The following is a 26,443-nucleotide window of genomic DNA, read 5'->3' as shown; positions in this document are numbered from 1 at the left end:
CCATCAGCCCAGACCGCAGGCTAAGGCCATTACCAGCAACAGGTTCCCGCATGAAACGCAGCCCCGCCCTTACTCCCCTCTCGCGCGATCACCACCATGCCCTGTCGCTGGCCATGCAGGCCGGCAAGGCGGCCCGTAGCGATGATGCCGACCAGTGGCAGCGCGCCGCCGACAACATCAGGCAGCATTACCGGCAAACCCTGCAAGCCCACTTTGCCGAAGAAGAACGCGCCCTGTTGCCTGCCCTGGCACAAGCCGGCAATGCACAGTTGGTGCAGCGCACGCTGGATGAACATGCTCATCTGCATCAGCTGATGCAGCATGCAAACCTGGCCAGTCCGGGCCTGCTGCAGGACTTTGCCGCTGCCATGAGCGCCCATGTCCGCTTTGAGGAGCGCGAGCTGTTTACCCTGGCGGAAACTCTGCCGGCAGTCATGGCGGCCTTGCAGCGCTGACGCAGGCAATGAAAAGGCCGGACACTGTCCGGCCTGCTGCCACCTGAACACGCCGCGGCCAACAACTAGTGGGCGGAGCGCCGGAACAGGCCGAACAGCTCGTACTTCTCGCGCGGTCTGGACCCCTGCCACAGCAAGGCCCAGCCGGGCTCGGCCAGTCCTTCGCTACGGGAACGCATCAGCAGCAGATAATCGCAGGGGCTGCTCTCCCCGGCAGGATAGGCCACCAGATCAATCCCGGCGTAATAGTGCCAACTGATGCGCGCCACCATATTCTGACGCTCGGTGGCAATGCATTGGGTATTGTCGGCCACCACCGCGGGCAAGGCGCGGCGCATGCTTTCCACCACCGGGCGATAGCTCTTGGCCGCATCCAGCCACGGCAGCCACAGACTGAGGGCCAGCCCCCAGCATAGGGTCAGCCCGGCTGCCCAGTTGGTAATGGCCTGCCGGCCACGCAAATGGCTGCGGGTGACTGCCCAGATCCAGGTGATGGTGGCCAGGACGGCAAAAACAGCCGCCAATACCGAGACATGCGGCACATAGTAAGGGCTGAAATACTGCGCGCGCCCGGCCAGGCGCTCCGGCCAGCCATAGTTCATTGCCGCCCAGCCGGCCCAGATCAGCAGGCCGAACACCCCGAACGCCATCAGGCCAAACCAGTTGAGAAAGGCTGCCGCGCCACGGCGCAGATTATCCAGCTCCACCGCGGCCAGCAGCGCCAGCGGCAGCAGCAAGGGCATGGCGTAATCCATGCTCTTGCGCTCGGACAGCGTCAGCATGATCAGCACCACGGCAAAAAACATCAGCGGCAACTGCAACATGGGCAGTTCGTACTTGCGGTTGCGGTACAGCGTCCAGGCGGCAAGCGGCCAGGCCGGCCAGGCAAACCAGATGGTATTGAAAGTGTAGTAGCCAAAGCCGTGGAACAGGCTGACCTTGCCAAAGCCATCCAGAGGTCCGAGCGCGTGATGCTCCCACCACAGACGGAACAGCGCCGGGTAGCCGCGTGCCAGTTCCAGCGGCCAGATCAGCGCCACCGGCAAGGCCACCAGCAAGGCCATGAACACGGTAATGGCATAGCGCTTGTTACGCCAGGCGGTGAAAGCCGGCAGGAAAATCACCACTGCCCACACCAGCATCACTTCCAGCAGGCTGGCACTCAGAAACAGCGCGGCACTGCCCGCGCCCAGGATGGCCCCGGCCAGACCGGGTGAGCGCAGGGTGAGCGACAGCGCATAAAATGCAGCGGCAAAACCGGTGAAAGTGGCCACCATCGGCGTCATCTGGTGACCGGTGACAATCAGGCCCAGGCAGCCAATCAGGATCATCACCACGCTGCGACCATGGCGGCGGCCGATCAGGTCGCGCCCGGTCATGCCGGCCAGCGTCAAACCCAGCGCCATGAATAGCGGTGTCGCCAGCCGGGCAGCATCATGCGCCGGCAGCAGCCATGGCGAAAACAATCGGGCCAGCCCGGCAGCCACCCAGTAGTACAGCGGTGGCGACTCCAGATAAGGCACCCCCTGTATGGTGGGCAGCAGCCAGTTGCCACTGCGCAGCATGCCTTCCACCACGGCCATCACATAGGGCTCGTCTGGCTTCCAGGGATCATGGCCGATAATGCCCGGCCACAGCCAGATAAAGCACAGCAATAACAGTACCCAGGGTTTTTCGGTGGGAACGGGAACGGTGGCGTTTTGCGGGGAGTACGTCAGCATCGAGGCGCGCGCCGGTAGGAGTAAAGCGCTATTTTAATGTGCAAGCGAGAACAGCGGAAATGAAAAAAGGCAGCCGAGGCTGCCTTTTTTCCAAAGCTTACAAGCTTAGCGCTTGAAGAAGCCACCGAACTTCTGGTTGAACTTGTCGATACGGCCGGCGGTATCAACAATCTTCTGCTTACCAGTGTAGAACGGGTGGCAGCTGGAGCACACTTCGATATGGAAGGCGTTTTTGCCCATGGTGGACTTGGTGGTGAAGGTGTTACCGCAGGAGCAGGTAACAGCAACTTCTACATAATTCGGGTGAATGTCAGCGCGCATTGTGAGCTTCCTTGGTTACGGGTACAGGGGTTTTGCCTGTACTACTTGGTGAAGGGACCCATTATCCGCGCTTTATCAGCACTTGACAAGTCGCCCGAAACGAAAACGGCGGCAGCCTTTGGAGCCGCTAACAAAACCCCCGCTCCAGGCCCGGGTTCTCTACGCGGTTTTGTTCGCAGCTCTTATCAGACTGCCGCCCCGGACTTACCCGGCCAGCAATGCAGGCTCAGGCACGACGCCAGCTGGTGCCCTGCGCATTGTCTTCCAGCACCACCCCCTTGGCGATCAGCTCGTCACGGATACGGTCGGACTCGGCCCAGTTCTTGTTGGCACGCGCATCACGACGCGCCTGGATCAGGGCTTCGATCTGCTCGGCAGTCAATTCGCCTTCACCTGCTCCGGCCTTGAGGAATTCCTCCGGCTCGCGCTGCAGCAGGCCCAGCACACCGCCCAGGTCCTTCATCAGGCGGGCCAGTTGCACATCGCGGCTCTTGTTGACTTCCCCGGCCAGCTCAAACAGCACCGCCACGGCTTCGGAGGAGCTGAAGTCGTCGTCCATCGCTGCCTTGAAGCGCGCAGCGTACGGGTTGCTCCAGTCAATGCCCGTGCTGTGCGGCAAAGCCAAGCCACGCAGCGCGGTGTACAGGCGGGTCAGGCCCTGCTTGGCATCGTTGAGGATGCTGTCGGTGTAGTTGACCGGGCTGCGGTAGTGGCTGCGCACAATGAAGAAACGCACCACTTCGCCGTCAAAATGCTGCAGTACGTCGCGGATGGTGAAGAAATTGCCCAGCGATTTGGACATCTTCTCGCCATCGACATTGATGAAGCCGTTGTGCAGCCAGTAATTCACATATTTATGGCCATGCGCGCCCTCGGACTGGGCGATTTCGTTTTCATGGTGCGGGAATTGCAGGTCTTCGCCGCCACCGTGAATGTCGAAGTGCTCGCCCAGGTGATGACAGCTCATCACCGAGCATTCGATATGCCAGCCCGGACGGCCTGCACCCCACGGGCTGTCCCAGGACGGCTCGCCCGGTTTGGCGGCCTTCCACAGCACGAAGTCCAGCGGGTCGCGCTTGTTGGGGTCGATTTCCACGCGCTCACCGGCGCGCAGCTTGTCCAGCGTACGGCCGGACAGCTTGCCGTAGCTCTCGAACTCACGCACGGCGTAGTACACGTCGCCATTGGGAGCCGGATAGGCTTTGCCATTGGCAATCAGTTGTTCGATCAGCGCAATCATGCCGCCCACATGGTGCGTGGCGCGCGGCTCGTGCGTTGGCGGCAGCAGGTTCAGCGCGGCGGCATCCTGATGCATGTCGGCGATGGTTTCCGCCACCAACTGGTCCGGCGTAATGCCACGCTCCAGCGCACGCTTGATGATCTTGTCTTCGATGTCGGTGATGTTGCGCACATAATTGACATCGTAGCCGGAGGCCTTGAGCCAGCGGTAGATCACGTCAAAGGCGGCCAGCATGCGGGCATGGCCGATATGACAGAGGTCGTACACCGTCATGCCACACACATACATACGCACCTTGCCCGGTTCGATGGGATGGAACTCTTCTTTCTGGCGAGTCAGGGTGTTGTACACGTTCAGCATGATCTCGATAACCTGTGCTTGGGTAAAAGGGGAAATTGTAGCAGAGTCGTCAAGCCCCCGCGAAGCGCCAGCACACTACCCGTTCTGCTGCGCGGAAAATGAAAAACCGGGCCAGTGCCCGGTCCCGAGTGACATCTGCCGCCAGTAAATGGGGTCACACCGGCGGCCATTCAATACGGCGGTAATCCGGCACGCCCTGACGGAAGGGCGGCATGCGCTCGCCCTCCATCAGCGGCAGCAGGTAGTCCAGAAAAGCCTGGGTCACGCCATAACCATCGGCAGAGATGAAGTGCGGTGGGAAAGCTTTTTCCAGATCGCCCACCTCAGAGAGCGGAAAGTCGGCCACTTCCCAGCGGTAGGGGTGATCGGACAGGCGGCGGATACCCGCCATCACACCACTGCGGCCGGCCTGCAGCCATTCCACACCCTTTTTCCCCATCTGGTAAGCCTGGGCGGCATCGGTGGCCGACACCAGATGCCCGGCTGCGCGTTGCAGATAATCCACCTGCGCCACATGGGCGGACAGGCCGCGCTCACGCTTGAGCAGCGCCGCCAGCCAGCTCCCCACCCCGCCTAGTTGCTCATGGCCATAAATGGCCGAAGCATTGGCCTCGGTGACAAAGCGCCCGGCGGCATCCACCAGGCCTTCCGCCACCGAAATGGCGCACTGGCCATGCGCCGCCAGACTGGCATCCACCGCAGCCAGAAACTTGTCCTGATCAAACGGCACTTCCGGCAGCAGCACGATATGCGGTGCCTGTCCGCCGTGAATGCGCGCCGCCGCCGGTGCCGCCGCCAGCCAGCCGGTATGGCGGCCCATGGCCTCCATGATGAATACCCGGCCGCGGCCCATGCTGATCATGTCCATGCCCACTTCCAGCATGGTGCTGGCCAGAAACTTGGCCGCCGAGCCATAGCCGGGGCTGTTGTCAGTCCCGACCAGATCGTTGTCTATGGTTTTGGGAATGCCGATCACATGCAGCGCATGACCGGTATGACGCTGGAAATCCGCCAGCCGGGCGGCACAGCCCAGCGAGCCGTTGCCGCCATTGATCAGCAGATAATGAATGCCGTGACGCGCCAGCACCGCTTTCATGCGCAGCCAGTCTTCGGGACATTCATCGAAACGGCCTATCATGCGGCGGCTGACACCAAAATGCCCGCCAGGCAGAAAACCCAGCCGGGCGATGTCGTGGTCGGAAACGCCATCGGTATTCACCAGCCGGTCCTCCAGCAGGCCAGCCAGCCCGTCGCGGGCGGCATACACCGAGATGCCCAGCTTGCGCGCGGTTTCTATCACCCCTTGCGCCGAGGCATTGAGTACGGCGGTGGGGCCACCGGATTGCAGATACAGCAGGCGAGGCTGGTTCATCACACTTCTCCGCAAAGCAAGACTGAATGGTTTTGATGCTAGGCAGGACAGGTGTAGCAGGCAAATTACATCACGCCAAAGTCGACGCGCATCAAATGCTGCGCTGGCGAAGCTTGTCAGTGCCCGCCGAACGGTGTACCCGATCAACAGACATGAAAAAAGCGGGCCGTATGGCCCGCTTCCGGCTGCTGACAAATTGATTTGGTGCGATTGCACCGGACCCGGCAAAGCCGGGCCTTTCGATGAAGTGACTGATTCCGCAGCCTTCCCATCTATTCCCAATCCCCCCGCCCTTTCCTTGAAAGGGAGCCTCGCTTTCCTCGCAGAAAGCGAGAGAGGGTTTGTCGATAATCCGAAGCAACCAGCAAGTCAGTGCTGACTTGCTGGTTTGGGCACAATTTACTTGCTCCAGTTGTCGCGCAAACCCACAGTCCGGTTGAACACCGCACGCACACCTTGCTGATGGTCGTAACGGTCGGTGACAAAGTAGCCCAGGCGCTCAAACTGGAAGCGCGATTCCGGGGCGGCCTTCAGCACGGCGTCTTCCACAAAAGCAGTGACGGTTTTCAGCGATTCCGGGTTGAGGAACTGGCGGAAGTCGACATATTCGCCATCGTCGCCACGCACCGCATCCGGACGCGGCTCGGTGAACAGGCGGTCGTACAGGCGGACATCGGCTTCAATCGCGTGCTCGGCCGACACCCAGTGAATCACGCCCTTGACCTTGCGGCCTTCCGGGTTCTTGCCCAGGGTGTCGTGGTCGATGGAGCACTTGAGTTCCACCACCTTGCCGTCGGCATCCTTGATCACTTCATCGCACTTGATGACATAGCTGTAGCGCAGGCGCACTTCGCCACCGGCAGTCAGGCGCTGCCACTTGGGCGGCGGCACTTCGGCAAAGTCGTCACGCTCGATCCAGATTTCACGGGCGATCGGCACTTCGCGCTCGCCGAATTCCGGGTGATGCGGATGGAAAGGCGCGCTGCGGCTGGCAGTCACGGCAGCATCAAAGTTGGTGAGCGTCACCTTGATCGGGTCCAGCACGGCCATCACACGCGGCGATTCGTTTTCCAGCATCTCGCGCACGGCGCCTTCCAGCACGCTCATGTCAATGATGTTTTCACCCTTGGACACACCAATGCGCTGGGCGAACAGGCGGATGCCAGCCGGGCTGAAACCGCGGCGACGCATGCCTTCGATGGTGGGCATGCGCGGGTCGTTCCAGCCATCCACCAGGCCGTCAGTCACCAGCGCCTGCAACTTGCGCTTGGAGGTGAGTGCGTACAGCAGCTCCAGACGGGAAAACTCGTACTGACGCGGATGGCAAGGAATGGTGATGTTGTCCAGCACCCAGTCGTACAGCGGGCGATGGTCTTCGAATTCCAGCGTGCACAGGCTGTGGGTAATGCCTTCCAGCGCATCGGAAATGCAATGGGTGTAGTCGTACATCGGGTAGATGCACCACTTGTCGCCGGTACGGTGGTGATGCGCGCGGCGGATGCGGTAGATCACCGGGTCACGCAGGTTCACGTTGCCGGAGGCCATGTCGATTTTCAGGCGCAAGGTCTTGCTGCCGTCCGGGAATTCGCCGTTACGCATGCGGGTGAACAGGTCGAGGTTCTCTTCCACGCTACGGTCGCGGAAGGGGCTGTTCTTGCCCGGCTCGGTCAGGCTGCCACGATAGGCGCGCATTTCCTCGGCGTTCAGGTCGCAGACAAAGGCCTTGCCGGACTTGATCAGCTCGACGGCATAGTCGTACAGCGCATCGAAGTAATCCGAGGCGAAACGGACATTGCCATCCCACTTGAAACCCAGCCACTCCACGCTGTCCTTGATGGACTGCACGAATTCGTCCGACTCTTTTTCCGGATTGGTGTCGTCCATGCGCAGATTGCACTTGCCCTGATAGTCTTCGGCCAGACCGAAGTTCAGACAGATGGATTTGGCATGGCCCACGTGCAGGTAGCCATTGGGCTCCGGCGGGAAGCGGGTGACGATGGCGCTGTGCTTGCCCGAAGCCAGGTCCTCGTCAATGATGTTGCGAATGAAGTTGCTGACTACTGGCGCGTTGTTTTCCGTGCTCATGATTCCGGCTGCAGACTGATTGAAAGCAATCGGTGATTGTAACCGATTTGCCCTTGCTGGGGAGTAGCAGTCCCGGCATGGCCGGTTTTGCCGGGGAAAAGCAGGCGGACTGGCGCTTTGCCCGGCCTGCCGCCCGCTTGGTTTACAGCAGGGTGCGCCCGGTGATGGCCTGCAATTCGGCCAGTGGTGAGCGCGCCGGGTCTAGCATGTCCTGTGCCGGCAGCCAGAATGTCTGCTCCAGCATGAACTGGCCGGACATCACGGCATGCGAGGCATGGTCGGAGAAACACACCCAGCCGCAGCCCGGCGGGAACGGCATGGTTTCCTGCGGGCAGGTGCGCTGGTAGTCCATGTCCGCCTTCATCGCATCGTGCAGATGCAGCATCAGGTGGTCGTAGGCGCTGCGCTTGCGCTTGGTGATTTTCAGCGCCGCCATCAGCGCCGCCGAGCCAGGCCACTGCCGTGGCAAACGCGGCAGCATGCGCCGCGCCATGTCGGCAAACGGCTCCCCGACGCGCCACACGCGCGGTTCACCATTGGGATTGGCATTGTAGAACACGCGCAAGATGCGCTCGCCATAAGTGGGCCGCGACGGGAAGGCATCCACATGCAGACGGCTGTCGTCCTTGCGCCAGGAAGTCTGGCGATCTTCCACCCGCATCAGGCGCAGGCTGGTGGGGGCGGCGCGCAGCTTGCCGCGGTATTCCGGCAGCAACTGCTCGACCAGGGCAAAGGCGCTGTCGCGATAGCGGGCAATCAAGGCGCGCACTGCGGCTTCGTTGGCAGGGTCAGCCACGCCATGCAACTTGCCACCATCTTGCGGTTCCAGGCTGATGTTCTTGCGTTTCGGGTCGGCAATGGCCGGGTTCAGCAAGGCCAGTTCGGTCGGCTGGATGGCAAACTCCAGCTGCGGCAAATACAGTACCTTGCCGCTTTCCAGTGCGGCCACCTGGGATTGATAGGGTTTTGCGTCCAAACGGACAATCTGACTGCTCATGTGCAACGTTTCCCGTGTTGTATGCCGCTGATGTGAAACAAAACCACATCAGCATGACAAACCAAGACCAGCCGCAAGAGTACGCCAAAGTGTGGCTGCGGTCACATTTGCAGCAGCCCGCAGCGGCGAACAAAAGCAGCAAACATCTGATTCCAACGGGGAATATTGCGCGCCACCCCTACTGACAACATGGCAATTCGCCATTAAAAACAACAATTTATGCTGATAAAAATCCGAAAGTACGGCATAATGCCCGGTTGCTTATCCATCTGCGCCAACAGCCGCTTTCATTCAGCATGACGACACAGCCAGCCGCCGCCAAACCGATTACCTCTTACCGCAAGTACTGGGCCAGCCGTTTTGGCACTGCCCCTTTCCTGCCGATGAGCCGCGCCGAAATGGACCAGCTTGGCTGGGATTCCTGTGACATCATCCTGATTTCCGGCGACTGCTATATCGACCATCCCAGCTTTGGCATGGCGCTGGTGGGCCGTTTGCTGGAAGCCCAGGGCTTCCGTGTCGGCATCATTGCGCAGCCGGACTGGCAGTCGGCCGAACCCTTCCGCGCGCTGGGCAAGCCCAATCTGTTTTTTGGCGTCACCGCCGGCAATATGGATTCGATGATCAACCGCTACACGGCGGACCGTCGTCCGCGCTCGGATGATGCCTACACCCCCAATGCCGAACCGAACAAGCGCCCGGACCGTGCCGTCACCGTGTATGCCCAGCGCTGCCGCGAAGCCTATCCCGGCGTGGGGGTGATGATCGGCTCCATCGAAGCCAGCCTGCGCCGCATCGCCCACTTCGACTACTGGAGCGACAAGGTCCGTCAGTCGGTGCTGATCACCTCCAAGGCCGACATCCTGCTGTATGGCAATGCCGAACGCGCGCTGGTGGAAATTGCCCATCGCGCGGCCAAGGGTGAAAAACTCAGTGAAATCCGCGACGTACGCGGTACCGCCTTCGTGGTGCAGCAAGGCTGGCGTCCGGACGACGAGTGGCAGGAGATGGATTCCAGCGTGGTGGACACCCCCGGCAAGGTGGACCCGCACCTGAATCCGTATCAGGAACTGCCGGAGCAAGCCGCTGAAGCCACCAAGGGCAGCGACCCGACTGCGCCGCAGGTGATCCGCATCGAATCACGCGAAGAGCGCCTGGCCAAACGCCGCGCCGAACGGGCCAAAACCGTCATCCGCATTCCGGCCTACGAAGCCGTGGCACACGACCCGGTGCTGTATGCACACGCCAGCCGCACCCTGCATCTGGAATCCAACCCCGGCAACGCCCGCGCACTGGTGCAGTTGCACGGCAGCCGCGATGTATGGCTGAACCCGCCACCCATTCCGCTGACCACCGAGGAAATGGACTTCGTCTACGGCCTGCCCTACGCCCGCAATCCGCACCCCAGCTACGGCGATGCGCATATTCCGGCGTGGGAGATGATCAAGTACTCGGTCAACATCATGCGCGGCTGTTTTGGTGGCTGTACTTTCTGCTCCATCACCGAGCACGAAGGCCGCATCATCCAGAGCCGTTCGGAAGAATCCATCCTGCACGAGATTGAGGAAATCCGCGACAAGACGCCGGGCTTTACCGGCCACATCTCCGACCTGGGCGGCCCGACCGCCAATATGTACCGCCTGTCATGCAAGGACCCGAACATCGAGCGCTCCTGTCGCAAGCTGTCCTGTGTGTTCCCGGACATCTGCGAGAACCTGAATACCGACCACAGCCATCTGATCCAACTGTACCGCAAGGCACGTGCCCTGCCGGGGGTGAAGAAGATCAACATCCAGTCCGGCTTGCGTTACGACCTGGCGGTGCGTTCGCCCGAATACATCAAGGAACTGGTGCAGCACCATGTGGGCGGCTATCTGAAAATTGCCCCGGAACACACCGAAGACGGCCCGCTGTCCAAGATGATGAAGCCGGGCATGGGCGCGTACGACAAGTTCAAGGAGCTATTCGAACGCTTCAGCCGCCAGGCCGGCAAGGAGCAGTACCTGATTCCCTACTTCATCGCCGCCCACCCCGGCACCAGCGATGAAGACATGATGAATCTGGCGCTGTGGCTGAAGAAGAACAACTTCCGTCTGGATCAGGTGCAAACCTTTACCCCGACGCCGATGGCCATGGCCACCACCATGTGGCATACCCGCCGCAACCCGCTCAAGCGCCTGTCGCGCAGTTCGGAAAAGGTGGACGTGGTGCGCGATGGTTATCGCCGCAAGCTGCACAAGGCCTTCTTGCGCTATCACCACCCGGACAACTGGCAGATCATTCACGATGCGCTGATCAATATGGGCCGCAGCGACCTGATCGGCCACAGCAAGCACTGCCTGATTCCGCCTACCCCGCCGGGTGACAAATCCGCTGCGGTGCGTCATCGTCTGGGCGCACCGGCGGCACGCCAGGGCAGCGGCAAACCCGGCCAGCCACGCACCGGTCAGGGCAAGGCCACGGCAGCGCAAGGCAAAGCCTTTGGCGGACGCCCGCAAGCCACCGGCCGGCCGGGAGCAAAACCGGGCAGCAAACCGGCAAGCCAGGCGGCGGGCAATAACCGCAGCAAGCACAAACGCTGATCCGTCATCATCGGCAATAAAAACGGCATCGCCTGGCGATGCCGTTTTTATTGGGCAGACTCCCTGATTGGCAGCTAAAGTAGCAGCCAACCGGATTCAGAACAGGACATGCAGCATGGGTGCCTCACTTAAGCTAGCCGAACTGCTAGGCTCGCTCAGTTATGCGCTGGACATTACCGAGGGACAGCCGGAAGGCCACTGCGTGCGCAGTTGCTGGATAGGCATGCACATTGGCCGCGCCATCGGGCTGGACAGCCAGTCACTGTGGGAGCTGTACTACGCCATCTTGCTAAAAGACTTGGGCTGCAGCAGCAATGCCGCCCGTATCAGTGCGCTCTACCTGACCGACGACCGGCAGTTCAAGCAGGACTTCAAACAAGTGGGACCGGGACTGCCGCAGATGCTGGGCTTTGTGTTCAGCCATACCGGTCGCCACGCCGGCTGGGCCGACCGGCTGGCCTCCATCGTCAACATCATGCGCAATGGCAAGGACATTGCCGACGAACTGATCCACACCCGCTGCCACCGCGGTGCCGACATCGCCCGCCAGCTACGCTTCAATGAAAACGTGGCGCGCGGCATCCAGTCGCTGGACGAGCACTGGGACGGCTCCGGCCGGCCGCTGGGCTTGCAGGGCGAAGCCATACCCGTTCATGCCCGCATTGCCCTGCTCTCACAGGTGATCGATGTGTTTCACATCACCAATGGCCGTGCCGGCGCACTGGCCGAGGTTCAGCAACGCGCCGGCAACTGGTTCGACCCACAACTGGTGGCCTGTTTTGCCAGCGTGGCCAGTGACGAAACCTTCTGGCAGGTGCTGGAATCCACAAGCGTCGATCAGGCGGTGCTGGCGCTGGAACCGGCCCAGCATCAGGTGGAAGTTGACGAAGATTATCTGGATGAGATTGCCGAAGGCTTCGGCCAGGTGGTCGACTCCAAAAGCCCCTTCACCGCCGGTCACAGCCAGCGGGTGGGTCATTATTCCGACCGTATTGCCGCCACCCTGGGCCTGGATGATGCGCGCCGACGCTGGCTCAAACGCGGCGCCCTGCTACACGATGTAGGCAAGCTGGGGGTGAGCAACCGCATTCTGGACAAACCCGGCAAGCTGGATGCCGAGGAATGGGCTGCGGTGCAACAACACGCCAGCTACACCCACGCCATTCTTGGCCGCATGCAGGTGTTTGCCGAGCTGGCCGACGTTGCCGCCGCCCACCATGAACGGCTGGATGGCAAGGGTTATCCGCGCGGTCTGGCTGGCGACGCCATCACCCTGGAAACCCGCATCATCACCACCGCCGACATTTTTGACGCCATCAATGCCGAGCGGCCATACCACCCGGCCACGCCGGTGGCCAAAACGCTGGACATCATGCAGCAGAACCTGCACGTGGCCATCGATCCGCGCTGCTTCGAGGCCTTGCGGCAGGTATTACGCGAGGAAGGCCAGCTCTAGCCCCACACCACGCCGCTGGTCAGCAACTGTTCGGCACGCTGCAGGGCGGCGGCCAGGTCCGGCTGCAGATTGTCCGCGCCCAGATCATCCACCAGCCGCGAGCCCTTGAGCATGTCCAGCACCTCGTCGGTCGCGCCGCACAAAATCAGCGTCTTGCCCTGCACCCGCAGCTTGTCGTTCAGACTGTCCAGCGCCAGCAGACCGGTGGTATCCAGCATCACCAGCCGGTGTAACTGCAAGATGATGACGCGCGCCTGCTCGGCCTGCTGGTGAATGATTTCCACACTGTCCGCCGCCCCGAAAAACAGCGCACCCTCCACCCGGAAAGCGGCACAGCCATCCGGCACATGCTTGCCGGCTATGGTGTGGCGCTCGAACAACTGGGCATATTCCGGCAACAAGCGGTTGACCGAGGTATGGCTGGCCATGCTGCGGATAAAGAACACCGCCGCCATCAACAGGCCGATCTGCACCGCCACCGTCAGGTCGAACACCACGGTCAGCACAAAGGTGACAATCAACACCGCGGTATCGCGCTTGGGAAACTGAAAAGCCTTGCGGATATCCCAGTCCCCCATTTTCAGCGCCACCGAAATCAGGATGGCCGCCAGCACCGCCAGGGGAATGCTGGCCGCCAACGGCGCAGCCACCAGCAAAATCAATAACAGCAACAAGGCATGCACCATGGCAGCCACCGGGCTTTTTCCCCCGTTGCTGATATTGGTGGCAGTGCGTGCCACCGCTCCGGTCGCCGGAATGCCGCCAAAAAACGGGGCCACCATATTGGCAATGCCCTGACCGATCAGCTCCTGATTGGAGTCATGCTTGTCAGACGTCATGCTGTCGGCCACCACCGCACACAGCAGTGACTCGATGGCCCCCAGCAGGGCAATGGTAAAGGCCGGTGCCAGCAGGTCGGACAGATGGGTCGGGTCCAGGTCCAGCCCGCCAAAGCTGGGCAAGCCTTGCGGAATGCCACCGAATTTGCTGCCCAGCGTGGCCACCGGCAGGCTGAACAAGGCGGTGGCCAGCGTCGCCAGAATCAGCGCCACAAAGGGCGCGGGCAACAGGCGGTTGAGTCGCTTTGGCCATAGCAGGATCAGCAGCAGGCTGGCCCCGGACAGCAGCAAGGTCGGCCAGTGGAAATTGCCCAGTTGCTCACGCAATACCTGCATCACCGCAAAGAAACCCGCCGGCATCTTTTCCACCGGCAAACCGAAAAAATCTTTCAGTTGGGTGAGGAAAATCAGCACGGCAATGCCGTTGGTAAAGCCGGTAATCAGCGGCAAGGGAAAAAAGCGGATCACCTGCCCCAGCCGGAAGATGCCCATCAACACCAGCATCACGCCGGACATAAAGGTGCAGATCAGCAGATTGGCCACGCCATACTTGGCCACGATGCCGTAGATGATGACGATGAAGGCCCCGGTGGGGCCGGTGACTGACAAACGGCTCCCGCCCAGCGCCGCCGCCAGGAAACCGGCAATCACGGCAGTAAAGATGCCCGCCTGCGGTGTGACACCGCTGGCCATGGCAAAGGCCATCGCCAGTGGCAAGGCGACAATGCCAACGGTAAGGCCCGCCATGATGTCATCGCGCAGCAACTGGCGGTTGTAGCTCTGCAGGGTATCAATAAGACGAGGACGAAAACCCGGACTCAACATGATCTGACTTTCTGTGATGGCAGGCTGCGACAAGAGGTGCCGTGCCTGCCTGTTTGTACTGTCATCATCGGCGTCGGCCTCGCGCAGCGCAAGGGACGCGCGCCCGACAGCCGTTTTTCTGACGTCGGACAGGCCATGGCAGAGGCATATCGACACCCCCAGTCAACAGGCGTAGCATGGTTTTAAGACCACTTCAGCATGAGGGAAAACCATGACGCAAGACAAAAATAACGATCCCGCCATCAGCACGCCCGTAGACAGCAAGCCTGCCGAGGAAAACACCGCCACCACCAGCCCAAGCGCCAGCCGCAAGCCTGCGCGCAGCACCAGCAGCCGCCAGAGCAACGTCAAGCGCGTGCATCAGGAATCGGTGAAGGCCATCGAAACCATCAGCCAGCAGCCGGTGGCGCTGCAGGTGGCCGAAGCCCCCCACGGCAGCAGCGAAGACAGCAGTACCGCCGAACTCCCCGCCAGCTTTCCCTACCGCACCCGCATGCGCCGGGCCGAGTACGAAAAGATCAAGATGGAGCTGCAGATCGAGCTGTTGAAAGTACAAAGCTGGGTCAAGGAAACCGGGCAGAAAATCGTCATCCTGTTTGAAGGCCGCGACGCTGCCGGCAAGGGCGGCACCATCAAGCGCTATATGGAACACCTCAATCCGCGCGGTGCCCGCGTGGTGGCACTGGAAAAGCCGTCCGAGCGCGAACGCGGTCAATGGTATTTCCAGCGCTATATCGAACATCTGCCGTCTTCCGGCGAAATCGTGTTCTTCGACCGCTCCTGGTATAACCGCGCCGGCGTGGAACGGGTGATGGGCTTTTGCAATCCGGACGAATACCTGGAATTCATGCGCCAGACCCCGCAACTGGAACGCATGCTGGTCAACAGCGGCATCCACCTGTTCAAGTTCTGGTTCTCGGTCAGCCGCGAAGAACAGCTACGCCGCTTCATCTCGCGCCGCGATGACCCGCTCAAGCACTGGAAGCTCTCCCCCATCGACATTCAGTCGCTGGACAAATGGGACGACTACACCGCAGCCAAACAAGCGATGTTCTTCCACACCAATACTGGCGATGCGCCCTGGGTGGTGGTGAAATCCGATGACAAGAAACGCGCCCGCCTGAACTGCATCCGCCATTTCCTGGCCAGCCTGGACTACCCCAACAAGGATCCACGCGTTGCCCATGCCGCCGACCCGCTGATTGTGGGTGCCCCCAAGCACATGCTGAATGCCGATGAGGACAAGTCGCTGCGTTTCGACGTGTGAGCCGCTTGATCAAGACCGCAGGGCGATAACAGCAGCCGCATCCGCGATGCGGCTGCTGTGCTAGAATCCGGCATTGTTCCCGCCGATAGCATCAGAAACGCCCATGAAAAAACTGCTCTCCAGTCTCGCCCTGTGCGCCCTGCCCCTGCTGGCTTACGCAGCACCGGTAGTGGAAATGACCACCAACAAAGGTGTGATCGAAATCACCCTGGATTCCGCCAAAGCGCCCAAGACCGTGGCCAATTTTGTCAGCTACGCCAAGGCTGGCTTTTACAACGGCACGGTATTTCACCGCGTCATCGATGGTTTCATGATTCAGGGCGGTGGTTTTGACGGCAAGCTGGAACAGAAGAAAACCAACGCGCCCATCCCCAACGAAGCCGCCAACGGCCTGAAGAACAGCATCGGCACCATTGCCATGGCCCGCACCGCTGACCCCAACTCAGCCACCGCCCAGTTCTTCATCAATGTGGCCAATAACGAATTCCTCGACTACAAAAACCCCAGCCCGCAAGGGATTGGCTATGCTGTATTCGGCAAGGTCAGCAAGGGCATGGACGTAGTCAACCGCATTGCCAAAACCCACACCGGCAGCATGAAAGGCATGGATGACGTGCCGTTCGAGCCCATCGTGATCCAGAAGGTGGTGGTCAAGCCCTGACCCCACCGGCACCCGTCAGCCAACTGCGGCGGGTAGATAGACAGCATCAAGAGCCCACGCTTCAGATTCATAAAAAGGAATACCCATGATCAAACTGACCACCAACTTCGGCGAAATCGTACTGGAACTGTTCCATGACAAGGCCCCGGTGACTGCCGCCAACTTCGAAGAATACGTCAAGAGCGGTCACTATGACGGCACCATCTTCCACCGCGTGATCAACGGTTTCATGATCCAGGGCGGCGGTTTTGATGCCGAGATGAAGCAAAAAGACACCCGCGATCCGATCAAGAACGAAGCCAACAACGGTGTTTCCAACAAGACCTACACCGTTGCCATGGCACGTACCATGGACCCGCACTCTGCCTCGGCCCAGTTCTTCATCAATGTGGCCGACAACGACTTCCTCGATTTCAAATCCGAAACCACCCAGGGCTGGGGCTATGCCGTGTTCGGCCAGGTAGTGGAAGGCCAGGAGGTGGTTGACCGCATCAAGACCGTGCGCACCGGTCGCAGCGGCGGTCACCAGGATGTGCCGGTAGAAGCCGTAGTCGTGGAAAAAGCCGAGATCATCTGATCCGCTGCAGGCCGCGCGTCAGCGGCGGCCAGTACCACAAGCCAGCTCCCTCCGCGTGAGCTGGCTTTGCTTTATCCTTTCTGACTTTTGTTGCTGCCATCCAATCATCATGAGCCATCACTTCATTTCCGACCTGCACCTGAGCGAAGACACCCCGGCGCTGTGCCAGCTATTTGCCAACACCCTGCGCCAATGGCAAGGCCAGATCGACAGCCTGTTCATCCTGGGCGACCTGTTCGAATACTGGGTGGGAGATGACGATGACAGCGCCTTTCTCAATGAGATGCTGGCGGCGATGCAGCAGTTCTCCCGCCACACCCCGCTCTATGTGATGCATGGCAACCGTGACTTCCTGCTGGGTGACGGCTTTGCCCTGCGCTCCGGTGCCGTGCTGCTGGCAGATCCCTACCTGCTGGAAGCATATGGCCGGTCTTATCTGCTCAGCCATGGCGATGCCCTGTGTACCGCAGATACCGCCTATCAGCAATTCCGTACCATCAGCCGCAATCCGGCCTGGCAGGCCGCCATGCTGGCCAGGCCGCTGGCCGAGCGCCACGCCATTGCAGCCCAGGCGCGCATGCAAAGTGAGGCGGCCAAACTGCAGCAAGGCCTGAGCGCCATTACTGATGTAAGCGACGATGCCGTAATGCAGTTGCTGGCACAGCACCACTGGCCGACCTTGATTCACGGTCACACCCATCGCCCCGCCACCCATCTGCACCAGCAAGGCAGCCAGCAGGCCGAACGCTGGGTAATACGCGACTGGCACGGCAGCAGCGGTGGCTATCTGCGGCTGGATGCCTCCGGCCTGACCGCTCTGCCGCTAGGCTAGGAATCTGCTCATCGTCTGCGCTACCTTGGGCTTAGCGCGTTAAAACGCCGGCAGAATGGATATCGACTCACGGTAAACTCCGCTTTCTTAGCGGTCTTCGCTTGTTCTCACCCCCGCTGGCGCAAGCGTCAACAAGCTCAACAGAACGCAGACCAGACCCTGCTGCAAAGCAGGGCCTGCCGGCCCTGGCTGGCACTGCTGGCGTCGCTGCTGCTTGCCTAAGAACGCTATGCGGTCTTGTGGCCACACAGCGCCTGCGCGTCCCGTCCCTACCCGACATCCCAGGCCAAATCCGACATCCAGCCTGGTGATGGTTATCGCCAGTTGCAGTAGCACCGGCCAGCGCCAAGCTGAACTGTTCTTTAGGCTGGCTTTCCCTGCCCCCTTCCCCCCATGTGCTATGCCTGTTAATGGGCAATGCGGAGGCCGCCTGTTTGCCGCCCCTCCTGCCCGACAACAACAGCAAACGGTCACCGCCTGCAGCGCAGGCAGATCAGGTGACTGCCATGTGCCAGCATCGGGGAAAATCTCATGTTCGATCATCACCGTATTTTTTCGGTGCGCCAGCGCTTTGTCTGGCTGACACTGGTATTGGCAACTTTACTGGCCTGCGTGGCCATGGCGGCTGCCCTGCTGATCCGGCAAATCACCATTGGTGGTCCGCAATATCAGCACATCGTGATGGCCAAGGATCTGGTTGCCGACATTCTTCCCCCGCCGTCCTACATCATCGAGGCCAATTTGCTGAGCTATCAGTTGCGCCAGGCCGCGCCTGCACAGCAGGCCAGCATCATCAGCCGGTTGCAACGCTGCGAACAGGCATTCAATCAGCACTATCAATACTGGCAACAACAAGCCCTGCCCCTTCCGCTACGTGATGCGCTCGTCGGCCAGGCACAGCAGTATGGGAGGGAGTTTTTCGTCTTGCTCAATCAGCAACTGATACCCGCCCTGCAAAAGCAGCAAACCGGCAAGGCAACTACCGTTTTTGCCACGATGCAGCAAGCGTATGCACAGCACCGCCAAGCCATCGACAACGCTGTTTCACTGGCGCAGCAGTATCAGATCCAACTGGAAAACGAAGCCGACAACAGCAATCAGCGCAACTGGCTACTGCTGGGGCTGGCACTGATGACGACGGTGCTGATCGTCGCCTTGCTGCTGCGCAGGAGCTACCGCCAACTGATTACCCTGCTGGGGGCCGAGCCGGCACAAACCCAGCAGCATATCAATGAACTGGCCGAAGGCTTGTGGCTCACCCGGCTGCAACAGGCTGAACCTGACAGCATGAGCGGCGTGCTGGACAGCATGATCAGCCGCCTGAGCCGGGTGATGCAGGGTATCCGGCAAACTGCGCGTGACATGGGCGCACTCTCCAGCCGCGTCGAGCATGCAGCCAGCCATATCGGAGATCAGAGCAGCAGCGAAGCCGCTCATCTGGAAGAAATTGCCACCACCTTGCAGCAGTTCTCCTCCATGCTGGACACCACCATGCACCGTGTGCAAGAAACCGAACACCAATGCGGCATTGCAGTAGAAGCCAGCCGCGAGGGCCGCCTGCTGGTGGAAAACACCCTGCAGGCACTGCACCACATCATCAACTGCATTGATCAGATCGACGATATTGTCTACCAGACTGATTTACTGGCCTTGAACGCCGGTATTGAAGCCGCCCGCGCCGGAGAGCACGGCAAGGGCTTTGCCGTCGTGGCACAAGAAGTGCGCAAACTGGCCCAGCGCAGCAAGGATGTGGCGCTGGAAATCCAGCAACTGTCACACCAGACCATGCAGCGCGCCGAACATGCCGATAGCGCCATGGGGGCGCTGGAACAAACCATTGTCCAGACTCAGCGCCTGATCGAGCATATTACCCATAGCAGCAAAGAGCAGAACCTTGGCATTGGCCAGATTTCGCAATCACTGAACCAGCTCAGCAATTCATCGGTGCAAAATGCCGAAGAATCGCTAAACATGGCCACTCTTTCCCGTGAAATGCTGCAACACACCGCAGCACTGCAACAGCGTATTGCCTATTTCCGTCTGCGCGATGAGGCTGGCGAAGCCGCCCCGCCGCCTGCCGAACACAAGCCTGCCCTCGACACCACGCCCCGCCGCTAGGACTCCGGCGACCGGACCTCGCCATGCCAATAAAGGGTAAACCCGCAAGGGCAAGCCCTAAATGACGATTTGATGCGTGATCACTACAGTTGCGCCATCCGCCACCAGTACAAAAACAGGCGGAACGCTCGATAACGGGCCCGTCACACGACGTGCAGCCCGATCAACGCCAACAATCATTGGAGAGAACCATTATGTGGTCCCACGTCTACGACCCACTGGGCAACCCGTGGCTGTCTACGCTGTGCGCAGCGCTGCCGGTCATCGTGCTGCTGGGCGCGCTCGGCATTTTCCATATCAAGGCACACATTGCTGCCATGATGGGTTTGATCACTTCCCTTGTCGTCGCCATCGGCATCTTCGGCATGCCCGGCAGCATGGCAGTCAGCGCCACCCTGATGGGTGCGGCCAACGGCTTGCTGCCAATTGGCTGGATCATTCTGAACGTGATCTTCCTGTACCAGTTGACCGAACGCAAAGGCCAGTTCGCCATCCTGCGTGAAAGCATTACCGGCGTCACGCAAGACCGCCGCCTGCAACTGCTGCTGATTGCCTTCTGCTTTGGTGCCTTCTTTGAAGGTGCCGGCGGCTTTGGCACACCGGTGGCCGTTACCGGTGCCATGCTGATTGGCCTGGGCTTCTCGCCGCTGGCGGCATCCGGCCTGTCGCTGATCGCCAACACCGCACCGGTTGCCTATGGCGCGCTGGGTACTCCGATCACCACCCTGGCCAAGGTGACCGGCATCGACGTGATGCTGATTTCCTCCATGGTGGGTCGCCAGATGACCCTTTTCGCTGTCATCGTGCCATTCTGGCTGCTGATTGCCTTCTGCGGCTGGAAGAATACCCTGCGCATCTGGCCTGCCGCCCTGGTGGCCGGTCTGTCCTTCGCCATTCCGCAACTGATCGTGTCCAATACCATGGGGCCGGAACTGGTTGCCGTCATTGCCTCGGTTTGCTCGATTGCCGCGCTGGTACTGTTCCTGAAGGTATGGCATCCGCAAGAGGTATACACCTCCACCGCCGGCACCATGGCCGGTGCCGCTGCCGAAGCCGCTGGCAAGACTGCACTGCAACCCAAGCATGGTTACTCCACCGGTGACGTGGTTCGTGCCTGGCTGCCGTGGCTGATTCTGTCGGTACTGGTATTTGCCTGGGGCTCGCCTAGCGTGAAAAAACTGCTGGACTCCATTTTCACCCTGGATATCCAGTGGCCCGGCCTGCACAACCTGGTACAGAAGATGCCGCCGGTGGTGGCCAAGCCACACCTGGAAGCCGCTGTCTACAAGCTGAACCTGCTGTCCACCACCGGTACCGGCATCCTGGTGGCCGGCATCCTGTCCGGCCTGATCATGGGCTATCGTCCGAGTGAGCTGGTCAAGGTGTACGGTCAGACCTTCTGGTCGCTGCGCTACTCGCTGATCACCATCGTGGCCATGCTGGCACTAGGCTACCTGACCCGCTACTCCGGCGTGGACATCACCCTGGGCCTCGCCTTCTCGCACACCGGCGTGCTCTACCCCTTCTTCGGCACCCTGCTGGGCTGGCTGGGTGTGGCGCTGACCGGTTCGGACACCGCCGCCAACGTGCTGTTCGGTGGTCTGCAAAAGGCTTCCGCCACCCAGTTGGGTCTGTCGCCGGTACTGATGACCGCTGCAAACTCCGCCGGTGGTGTGATGGGCAAGATGATCGACGCCCAGTCCATCGTGGTGGCGTCGACAGCGACCCAGTATTACGGCAAGGAAGGCGTGATCCTGCGCTATGTGTTCTTCCACTCGCTGGCCCTGGCCTGCCTGGTCGGCCTGGTGGTCACGGCAATGGCCTACCTGCCGCCGTTTACGCTGCTGGTATTGCATTAAAGCTTGATGGCATCTGGCACTGCCAGACAAAAAGCCCCGCCCAAGATTCTTGGCGGGGCTTTTTTTATCTGCAGCGAGCGCACAGCCTGGCTCAGTTGATAAACCAATCCTGATTGTGCCGGGCCACTTCCAGCACCGAGCGGCCAATCTCCTGCAGGTGGGCAGCCATTGCCACTTCGCTGGCATCGGCATCCCTTGCCTGCAAGGCAGTTACAATCTGCGCGTGCTGCTCAATCAGCAATTCCGGTGGTGATACCGCATCCAGGCTGAGAAAACGCACGCGGTCCATCGTGGCCTTAATGCTCTCGATGGTTTGCCAAGCCAGTGTGCAGGCTGCAAAGTGCGCCAACAACTGGTGAAACGCATCGTCTAGCTGTAAGAACACATCCGCCTGCCCATTTTGTGCCGCCAGTTGTTGTTGCTGCAGATTGTGCTCCAGCGTCAGCAACTGACCCGGACTGATCTGCGCCGCCAAACGGCGCGCCACCGCACACTCCACCGCCTGCCGGATAAAGCTGCCCTCCGCCACCTGGCTGACTGAAATCCTCACGACCAGCGTGCCGCGCTGCGGCAGAATCTGCACCAAGCCAGCCTCTGCCAGCTTGATGAATGCTTCACGCACCGGCTGGCGCGACACGGCAAACCGGCTGGAAATTTCCTTTTCGGATAACAACACACCAGGGGGAATTCTGGCGGTCACGATATCCTGCCGCAACAGACGGAAAATCTGTTGATTCACGGGCAGCATGCCGGTTAATAACGGAGGTATGCTCATGCAAGACGGCCATCCAGATCGATAAGCACCGCATACTAACAGAGTGAACCGCCACGCCCACGCCATGGCGGTATTCAGCAGCACTGCGCAGTGGCGGCCTGCTTCCTCGGGCTAATCAGTCCACCGCCACGGCATAGCCAAGCCGAGCACAAAGCTGTGCCGCACACGCTTTGGCACCGAACTGCTGCAGTTGATGGAAATACTGGCTGAGTAGCGCCACGAAATGTTCATTGCGTGGCAGATCTGTCGCAAACACCTGTTCCAGTTGTAATAAGGCCTGCACAGGCGACAGCGCAGGCCCTCGCGACTGCAGCAGCATGCTTATCTCGGCGGCCAACGGGTCACGCACCTCAATCGCACGCCCCTGCTCATCCACACCGGACACGTAGTACATCCAGGCGGCAAGCCCCAGCGCCAGGCAATCAAAGCGGCTGCCTCGTGCCAGATGAATACGGATGGGATCGAGCAGGCGCTGTGGAAGTTTTTGCGAACCATCCATGGCAATCTGCCAGGTTCGATGCTGCAGCGCCGGATTGCGAAAACGCTGTAATAAACGGGCAGCATAATCCTCGGCCGGCTGTGGACAATTCACCAGCGTCACCGCTTGCTCCTGCAGCATCAGGTGCTGCACCAGTTGCGCCAACGCGGCATCTTGCATGCAATCACTGATATGGCTATAGCCCGCCAGATAGCCCAGATACGCCAGAAATGAATGGCTGCCGTTCAGCATACGCAGCTTCATTTCCTCAAATGGGCTCACATCGGCAACCAACTGCACCCCCACCCGCTCCCACGCTGGGCGGCCTTGCGGGAAATGATCCTCGATCACCCACTGCCGGAATGGTTCCGATGTCACCCCGGCCGGATCATCCACCCCCCCCAGCACGGCGCGGATCTGGCTGCGGCTCACATCGCTGACCATGGGGACAATACAATCCACCATGCTGGACGGACAGGCCACATGCTGCGCTACCCAGTCCACCATTTCGGCATCCTCCTGCAGCGCTGCCAATTGCATTAATACCCGACGGGTAATCTCACCATTGGCCGGCATATTGTCACAGGACAACACCGTAAAAGCCGGTAAACCACGCTGGCGACGTAGACGTAATCCTGCCAGCAATACCGCAGGTGCCGACTGCGGCTGCAAGGGGTGGGCCGCATCATGCAAGATGGTGGGATGGTCTGGCTGCAATTGCCCCGTCGCCGGCGAGTGACAATAGCCTTTCTCGGTAATGGTCAAGGTCACGATCGCCAGCTCCGGATGTGCTAGCGCCTCCAGCACCGCCAGCAGGCCATCCTCAGTCCGCGATAGTGCCTGGCAAATAATGCCAACCACGCGGCAATGCCAGCCCTGCCCATCAATATCAGACACCGAATACAGTAAATCCTGCTGCTTCAGCGCGCGAATGGTACCGCTGCTATCCGACAAGCTGACTTCACAATACCCCCAATCACTGCCATGCCGAGCAGCCAACTCATCTGCATAAACTGCCTGATGGGCACGATGAAATGCCCCGCACCCCAGGTGCAAGAGCCGCGGACGCAGATCCTGCCGAGAATATCCAGGCTGCGGGACTAAGGCTGTCGCAATCGACTGACTCATGAGATTACCCAATGAAGAGGATGATGAGACCAAGCTGCACCGCACCCGCCCTAGCCCCTGCCATGCAAGTCTGCGGCGTCCGTAAGCAGATTCAAATCGCGGTCCTTCACCTCCGGCATCAGCAGTGCCGCAAGCAAGCCGATCGCAGAGTAAGCCATCACCATTACGGCAATCGGCCACCAACTACCGCTAAGATGACAGAAAATACCTGCCAGCATGGGGCCAAAACCGACCGCAACCAGCCCGCCGGTTTCTTTGGAAATTGCCATCCGGGTAAAACGCTGACGAGCACCGAACAACTCTGCCAACGTGATATTTTCCAGCGCAAACAAGCCCAACACCGCAATATTGTGAATCACAATAATACATACCATGATTAGCCCAACCCCATGATTCGGCTCCATGATCAAAGAAAGCAAGGGGTATATGAGAAAAATAGCCATCACATTCAACACAATATAAGGCAGCCTGCGCCCAAATTTATCAGACAGCCAACCCAATAGTGGAATACTAAAAAACCCAATCACGGAACTCATCATCAAGGCATCGGTAGGAATGCTTTTATCAAATAACAATGTTTGAACCAGATAACCCGTAAGAAAAGTCTGTATCAGCCCTGAGTTACCCGCCTGACCAAAACGCAGGCCGGTAGCAATCCAAAATGATCGACTACGAAACATGGAAAGGAAATGATCATCAGCCACAACATGATCAGTAGCGGCAGCCACTTGAATGTTCTTTTCTTTTTCCTGAACGAATACCGGACTCTCCTTCAGATTGGCACGCAGCCAGATAGCAAAAATCATGACAACAACACTGGACAGAAAGGGAATACGCCATCCCCACTCCATCAATTGCTGTCTATCCAAGGTATAAAATACCAGAGCCCAAATTGCAGTCGCCGCCAAAGTACCGCAATTGGTTCCCATGGCAACCAAAGAAGAAATAATACCGCGCCGCCCCACCGGGGCAAACTCAGCCAGCATGGTGCCGGCACCGGATATTTCAGCACCAGCACCCAGACCTTGTACAATTCGCAGCAAGACCAATAAAATGGGCGCCATAATGCCAATTTGCGCATAGGTGGGCAACACGCCAATCAGTGTGGTACACACTCCCATCATGGTAATTGTAATGAATAATACCTTTTTCCTGCCAATTGAATCGCCCATCCGGCCAAACACAAAAGCGCCTACAATACGGGCCAGATAACCAGCACCATAAGTGCCCATGGCCAGAATGAGCACCATGGCCTTACTCTGACCATAAAAGAAAATTTCATGGAAAACCAATGCAGCGCCAAGCGAATACAGCTGGAAATCCATAAACTCTAATGCAGTACCCAACCAACCCGAGACTGCAGCCTTGACCAAACCAGATGTCTCTTTTCCATCCAGATCCTGCTGCAACACTTTTGCCGTATTCATTACATTTACTCCAAAACATCATTACCATCATGTATCGGTAAATTGAATCAACCAGGAAATTCCAATAAGATTTTGCAACACTCCGCTGGCTCATTTTCAAACAAATGCAATGCCACGCCCACCTGATTAAAATCAAGCTTATGCGTAATTAAAGCATCAGGATTTAACTTTCCATCACCCATCCAGCAAATCACCTGAGGAAAACGCGCGCTATTCAAGCGTGATGAAAAAATGGCAAGTTCCTTGCTGGTCAGGTCTTTCTGGCTGATCATGCATGGTGCATCAGAAAAACCCATTATTCCAATCCGCCCTGCAGGCGAAGCCAATTCAATAGCCTGCTGCAAAATGGCTGGATGGCATGCTGCATCCACAATCAGAGTAGGCGCACGTCCATACTGCTGAAAATAGTCCAATAAATAAGCATCCTGATTAGTCACAACCTGATCTGCACCACACTCGATGGCACGATCCAGCCTTGATGCAATACGATCAGTCGCAACAAGATGTGCCACACCAAATACTTTTTTCAATACTTGAATCACCGCCAGCCCCATGGGACCGGCACCATAAACCAAGGCGACATCCTGCGCTGTTGGCTTTAATTGCGCGGTAATATTGGCCGCGATGCTGAATGGTTCAACCAGCGCCGCATGCAGTGCAGGGATTGTTTTTGGAACAATATGGGCATTGCTGGCAGGCACACAGGCAAACTCACTAAATCCACCATCACGGTGTACCCCAATCACCTGTAAATTCAGACAGACATTAGGTCGTCCAACCGAGCAGGGATAACATTGCCCACAACTGACCACCGGATCGATAACTACATGCTGGCCAATCCTGCTTGGCATCACGTCACGCCCAACCTGGTCAATGACACCAAAAAATTCATGCCCGATTACCCGTGGATATCTGGCAAATGGGTTATGCCCATGATAAATATGGACATCAGAACCACACACCCCGGCGTAGATGACTTTTACTCTTACCTCATCATCGGCAGGTTGTGGTATCTCGCGCTGCTGTATTTCCAGCACACCAGGCTGACTAATGACTATGCTTTTCATC

Annotated in this window: 20 protein-coding genes; 9 read left to right on the top strand and 11 right to left on the bottom strand. The window is 59.3% G+C overall.

Features of this window, described 5'->3' with window-relative positions:
- Window positions 1-50: 50 nt before the first annotated feature.
- Complete coding sequence (locus DLM_RS03430) at window positions 51-455, top strand: hemerythrin domain-containing protein (RefSeq protein WP_089082757.1); 405 nt, start codon at window positions 51-53, stop codon at window positions 453-455.
- A gap of 65 nt (window positions 456-520) precedes the next feature.
- Here the strand turns inward: DLM_RS03430 and DLM_RS03425 are convergent, their stop codons facing one another.
- The 6 genes from DLM_RS03425 to DLM_RS03400 all read right to left on the bottom strand — a co-directional run bounded on the left by DLM_RS03425 (window position 521) and on the right by DLM_RS03400 (window position 8,551).
- Window positions 521-2,176: an ArnT family glycosyltransferase gene (locus DLM_RS03425; RefSeq protein ID WP_089082758.1), complete on the bottom strand. Its 1,656-nt coding sequence runs from the start codon at window positions 2,174-2,176 to the stop codon at window positions 521-523.
- A 105-nt stretch (window positions 2,177-2,281) separates the two neighbouring features.
- On the bottom strand, window positions 2,282-2,497 hold the full coding sequence (rpmE, locus tag DLM_RS03420) for a 50S ribosomal protein L31 (RefSeq protein ID WP_089082759.1): 216 nt from the start codon (window positions 2,495-2,497) through the stop codon (window positions 2,282-2,284).
- A gap of 226 nt (window positions 2,498-2,723) precedes the next feature.
- Complete coding sequence (gene cysS / locus DLM_RS03415) at window positions 2,724-4,097, bottom strand: cysteine--tRNA ligase (protein ID WP_089082760.1); 1,374 nt, start codon at window positions 4,095-4,097, stop codon at window positions 2,724-2,726.
- Between the two features lie 154 nt (window positions 4,098-4,251).
- Window positions 4,252-5,469, bottom strand: coding sequence for a 6-phosphofructokinase (locus DLM_RS03410; protein WP_089082761.1), 1,218 nt, complete (start codon window positions 5,467-5,469; stop codon window positions 4,252-4,254).
- 399 nt (window positions 5,470-5,868) lie between these two features.
- A complete protein-coding gene (locus tag DLM_RS03405; protein WP_089082762.1) occupies window positions 5,869-7,554 on the bottom strand; it encodes a glutamine--tRNA ligase/YqeY domain fusion protein in 1,686 nt (561 codons plus the stop codon).
- Between the two features lie 142 nt (window positions 7,555-7,696).
- Window positions 7,697-8,551 carry a Kdo hydroxylase family protein gene (locus DLM_RS03400; RefSeq protein ID WP_089082763.1) on the bottom strand — a complete coding sequence of 285 codons (855 nt, stop codon included), beginning with the start codon at window positions 8,549-8,551 and terminating at the stop codon, window positions 7,697-7,699.
- 296 nt (window positions 8,552-8,847) lie between these two features.
- Between DLM_RS03400 and DLM_RS03395 the strand changes: the two genes are divergently transcribed.
- Both DLM_RS03395 and DLM_RS03390 read left to right on the top strand, forming a co-directional pair.
- A complete protein-coding gene (locus DLM_RS03395; RefSeq protein WP_089082764.1) occupies window positions 8,848-11,133 on the top strand; it encodes a YgiQ family radical SAM protein in 2,286 nt (761 codons plus the stop codon).
- 115 nt (window positions 11,134-11,248) lie between these two features.
- Entirely contained in the window at window positions 11,249-12,589 is a 1,341-nt protein-coding gene (locus tag DLM_RS03390) for an HD-GYP domain-containing protein (protein WP_089082765.1), read from the top strand.
- On the opposite strand, the gene DLM_RS03385 is transcribed toward DLM_RS03390, so the two are convergent.
- A complete protein-coding gene (locus DLM_RS03385) occupies window positions 12,586-14,253 on the bottom strand; it encodes a SulP family inorganic anion transporter (RefSeq protein WP_089082794.1) in 1,668 nt (555 codons plus the stop codon). The genes DLM_RS03390 and DLM_RS03385 overlap by 4 nt on opposite strands.
- Window positions 14,254-14,662: 409 nt before the next feature.
- On the opposite strand from DLM_RS03385, the gene ppk2 reads away from it, so the two are divergent.
- The 6 genes from ppk2 (at window position 14,663) to DLM_RS03355 (ending at window position 21,567) form a co-directional block, all read left to right on the top strand.
- Window positions 14,663-15,520 (top strand): polyphosphate kinase 2, encoded by an 858-nt coding sequence (gene ppk2 / locus DLM_RS03380; RefSeq protein ID WP_231960173.1) that lies wholly within the window; start codon window positions 14,663-14,665, stop codon window positions 15,518-15,520.
- A gap of 103 nt (window positions 15,521-15,623) precedes the next feature.
- On the top strand, window positions 15,624-16,181 hold the full coding sequence (locus DLM_RS03375) for a peptidylprolyl isomerase (RefSeq protein ID WP_089082767.1): 558 nt from the start codon (window positions 15,624-15,626) through the stop codon (window positions 16,179-16,181).
- Between the two features lie 85 nt (window positions 16,182-16,266).
- Window positions 16,267-16,758, top strand: a complete 492-nt coding sequence (locus DLM_RS03370; RefSeq protein ID WP_089082768.1) for a peptidylprolyl isomerase — start codon at window positions 16,267-16,269, stop codon at window positions 16,756-16,758.
- A gap of 109 nt (window positions 16,759-16,867) precedes the next feature.
- The gene (locus DLM_RS03365; protein ID WP_089082769.1) at window positions 16,868-17,590 is read left to right on the top strand and encodes a UDP-2,3-diacylglucosamine diphosphatase; all 723 of its coding nucleotides are present in this window, start codon (window positions 16,868-16,870) and stop codon (window positions 17,588-17,590) included.
- Window positions 17,591-18,121: 531 nt separating this feature from the next.
- Entirely contained in the window at window positions 18,122-19,708 is a 1,587-nt protein-coding gene (locus DLM_RS03360) for a methyl-accepting chemotaxis protein (protein ID WP_089082770.1), read from the top strand.
- A 194-nt stretch (window positions 19,709-19,902) separates the two neighbouring features.
- Complete coding sequence (locus tag DLM_RS03355; protein ID WP_089082771.1) at window positions 19,903-21,567, top strand: L-lactate permease; 1,665 nt, start codon at window positions 19,903-19,905, stop codon at window positions 21,565-21,567.
- A gap of 91 nt (window positions 21,568-21,658) precedes the next feature.
- Here DLM_RS03355 and DLM_RS03350 read toward each other — a convergent pair whose 3' ends face one another.
- The 4 genes from DLM_RS03350 to DLM_RS03335 form a co-directional block, all read right to left on the bottom strand.
- The gene (locus tag DLM_RS03350) at window positions 21,659-22,306 is read right to left on the bottom strand and encodes a GntR family transcriptional regulator (RefSeq protein WP_269461351.1); all 648 of its coding nucleotides are present in this window, start codon (window positions 22,304-22,306) and stop codon (window positions 21,659-21,661) included.
- Window positions 22,307-22,457: 151 nt separating this feature from the next.
- On the bottom strand, window positions 22,458-23,948 hold the full coding sequence (locus DLM_RS03345) for a mannitol dehydrogenase family protein (RefSeq protein WP_089082773.1): 1,491 nt from the start codon (window positions 23,946-23,948) through the stop codon (window positions 22,458-22,460).
- A 50-nt stretch (window positions 23,949-23,998) separates the two neighbouring features.
- A complete protein-coding gene (locus tag DLM_RS03340; protein ID WP_089082774.1) occupies window positions 23,999-25,375 on the bottom strand; it encodes an MFS transporter in 1,377 nt (458 codons plus the stop codon).
- A 47-nt stretch (window positions 25,376-25,422) separates the two neighbouring features.
- Window positions 25,423-26,442, bottom strand: coding sequence for a Zn-dependent oxidoreductase (locus DLM_RS03335; protein ID WP_089082775.1), 1,020 nt, complete (start codon window positions 26,440-26,442; stop codon window positions 25,423-25,425).
- Window position 26,443: the final 1 nt, after the last annotated feature.

It is taken from the genome of Aquitalea magnusonii (genome assembly GCF_002217795.2).
Taxonomy (GTDB): domain Bacteria; phylum Pseudomonadota; class Gammaproteobacteria; order Burkholderiales; family Chromobacteriaceae; genus Aquitalea; species Aquitalea magnusonii_B.
Note: the sequence above shows the minus strand (reverse complement) of the source record. Positions and strands in the feature narration are given on the sequence as shown.

Coding starts and splice junctions, on each gene's coding strand:
- DLM_RS03430 (WP_089082757.1), top strand. CDS start 51: ATGAAACGCAGCCCCGCCCTTACTCCCCTCTCGCGCGATCACCACCAT.
- DLM_RS03425 (WP_089082758.1), bottom strand. CDS start 2,176: ATGCTGACGTACTCCCCGCAAAACGCCACCGTTCCCGTTCCCACCGAA.
- rpmE (WP_089082759.1), bottom strand. CDS start 2,497: ATGCGCGCTGACATTCACCCGAATTATGTAGAAGTTGCTGTTACCTGC.
- cysS (WP_089082760.1), bottom strand. CDS start 4,097: ATGCTGAACGTGTACAACACCCTGACTCGCCAGAAAGAAGAGTTCCAT.
- DLM_RS03410 (WP_089082761.1), bottom strand. CDS start 5,469: ATGAACCAGCCTCGCCTGCTGTATCTGCAATCCGGTGGCCCCACCGCC.
- DLM_RS03405 (WP_089082762.1), bottom strand. CDS start 7,554: ATGAGCACGGAAAACAACGCGCCAGTAGTCAGCAACTTCATTCGCAAC.
- DLM_RS03400 (WP_089082763.1), bottom strand. CDS start 8,551: ATGAGCAGTCAGATTGTCCGTTTGGACGCAAAACCCTATCAATCCCAG.
- DLM_RS03395 (WP_089082764.1), top strand. CDS start 8,848: ATGACGACACAGCCAGCCGCCGCCAAACCGATTACCTCTTACCGCAAG.
- DLM_RS03390 (WP_089082765.1), top strand. CDS start 11,249: ATGGGTGCCTCACTTAAGCTAGCCGAACTGCTAGGCTCGCTCAGTTAT.
- DLM_RS03385 (WP_089082794.1), bottom strand. CDS start 14,253: ATGTTGAGTCCGGGTTTTCGTCCTCGTCTTATTGATACCCTGCAGAGC.
- DLM_RS03375 (WP_089082767.1), top strand. CDS start 15,624: ATGAAAAAACTGCTCTCCAGTCTCGCCCTGTGCGCCCTGCCCCTGCTG.
- DLM_RS03370 (WP_089082768.1), top strand. CDS start 16,267: ATGATCAAACTGACCACCAACTTCGGCGAAATCGTACTGGAACTGTTC.
- DLM_RS03365 (WP_089082769.1), top strand. CDS start 16,868: ATGAGCCATCACTTCATTTCCGACCTGCACCTGAGCGAAGACACCCCG.
- DLM_RS03360 (WP_089082770.1), top strand. CDS start 18,122: ATGTTCGATCATCACCGTATTTTTTCGGTGCGCCAGCGCTTTGTCTGG.
- DLM_RS03355 (WP_089082771.1), top strand. CDS start 19,903: ATGTGGTCCCACGTCTACGACCCACTGGGCAACCCGTGGCTGTCTACG.
- DLM_RS03345 (WP_089082773.1), bottom strand. CDS start 23,948: ATGAGTCAGTCGATTGCGACAGCCTTAGTCCCGCAGCCTGGATATTCT.
- DLM_RS03340 (WP_089082774.1), bottom strand. CDS start 25,375: ATGAATACGGCAAAAGTGTTGCAGCAGGATCTGGATGGAAAAGAGACA.
- DLM_RS03335 (WP_089082775.1), bottom strand. CDS start 26,442: ATGAAAAGCATAGTCATTAGTCAGCCTGGTGTGCTGGAAATACAGCAG.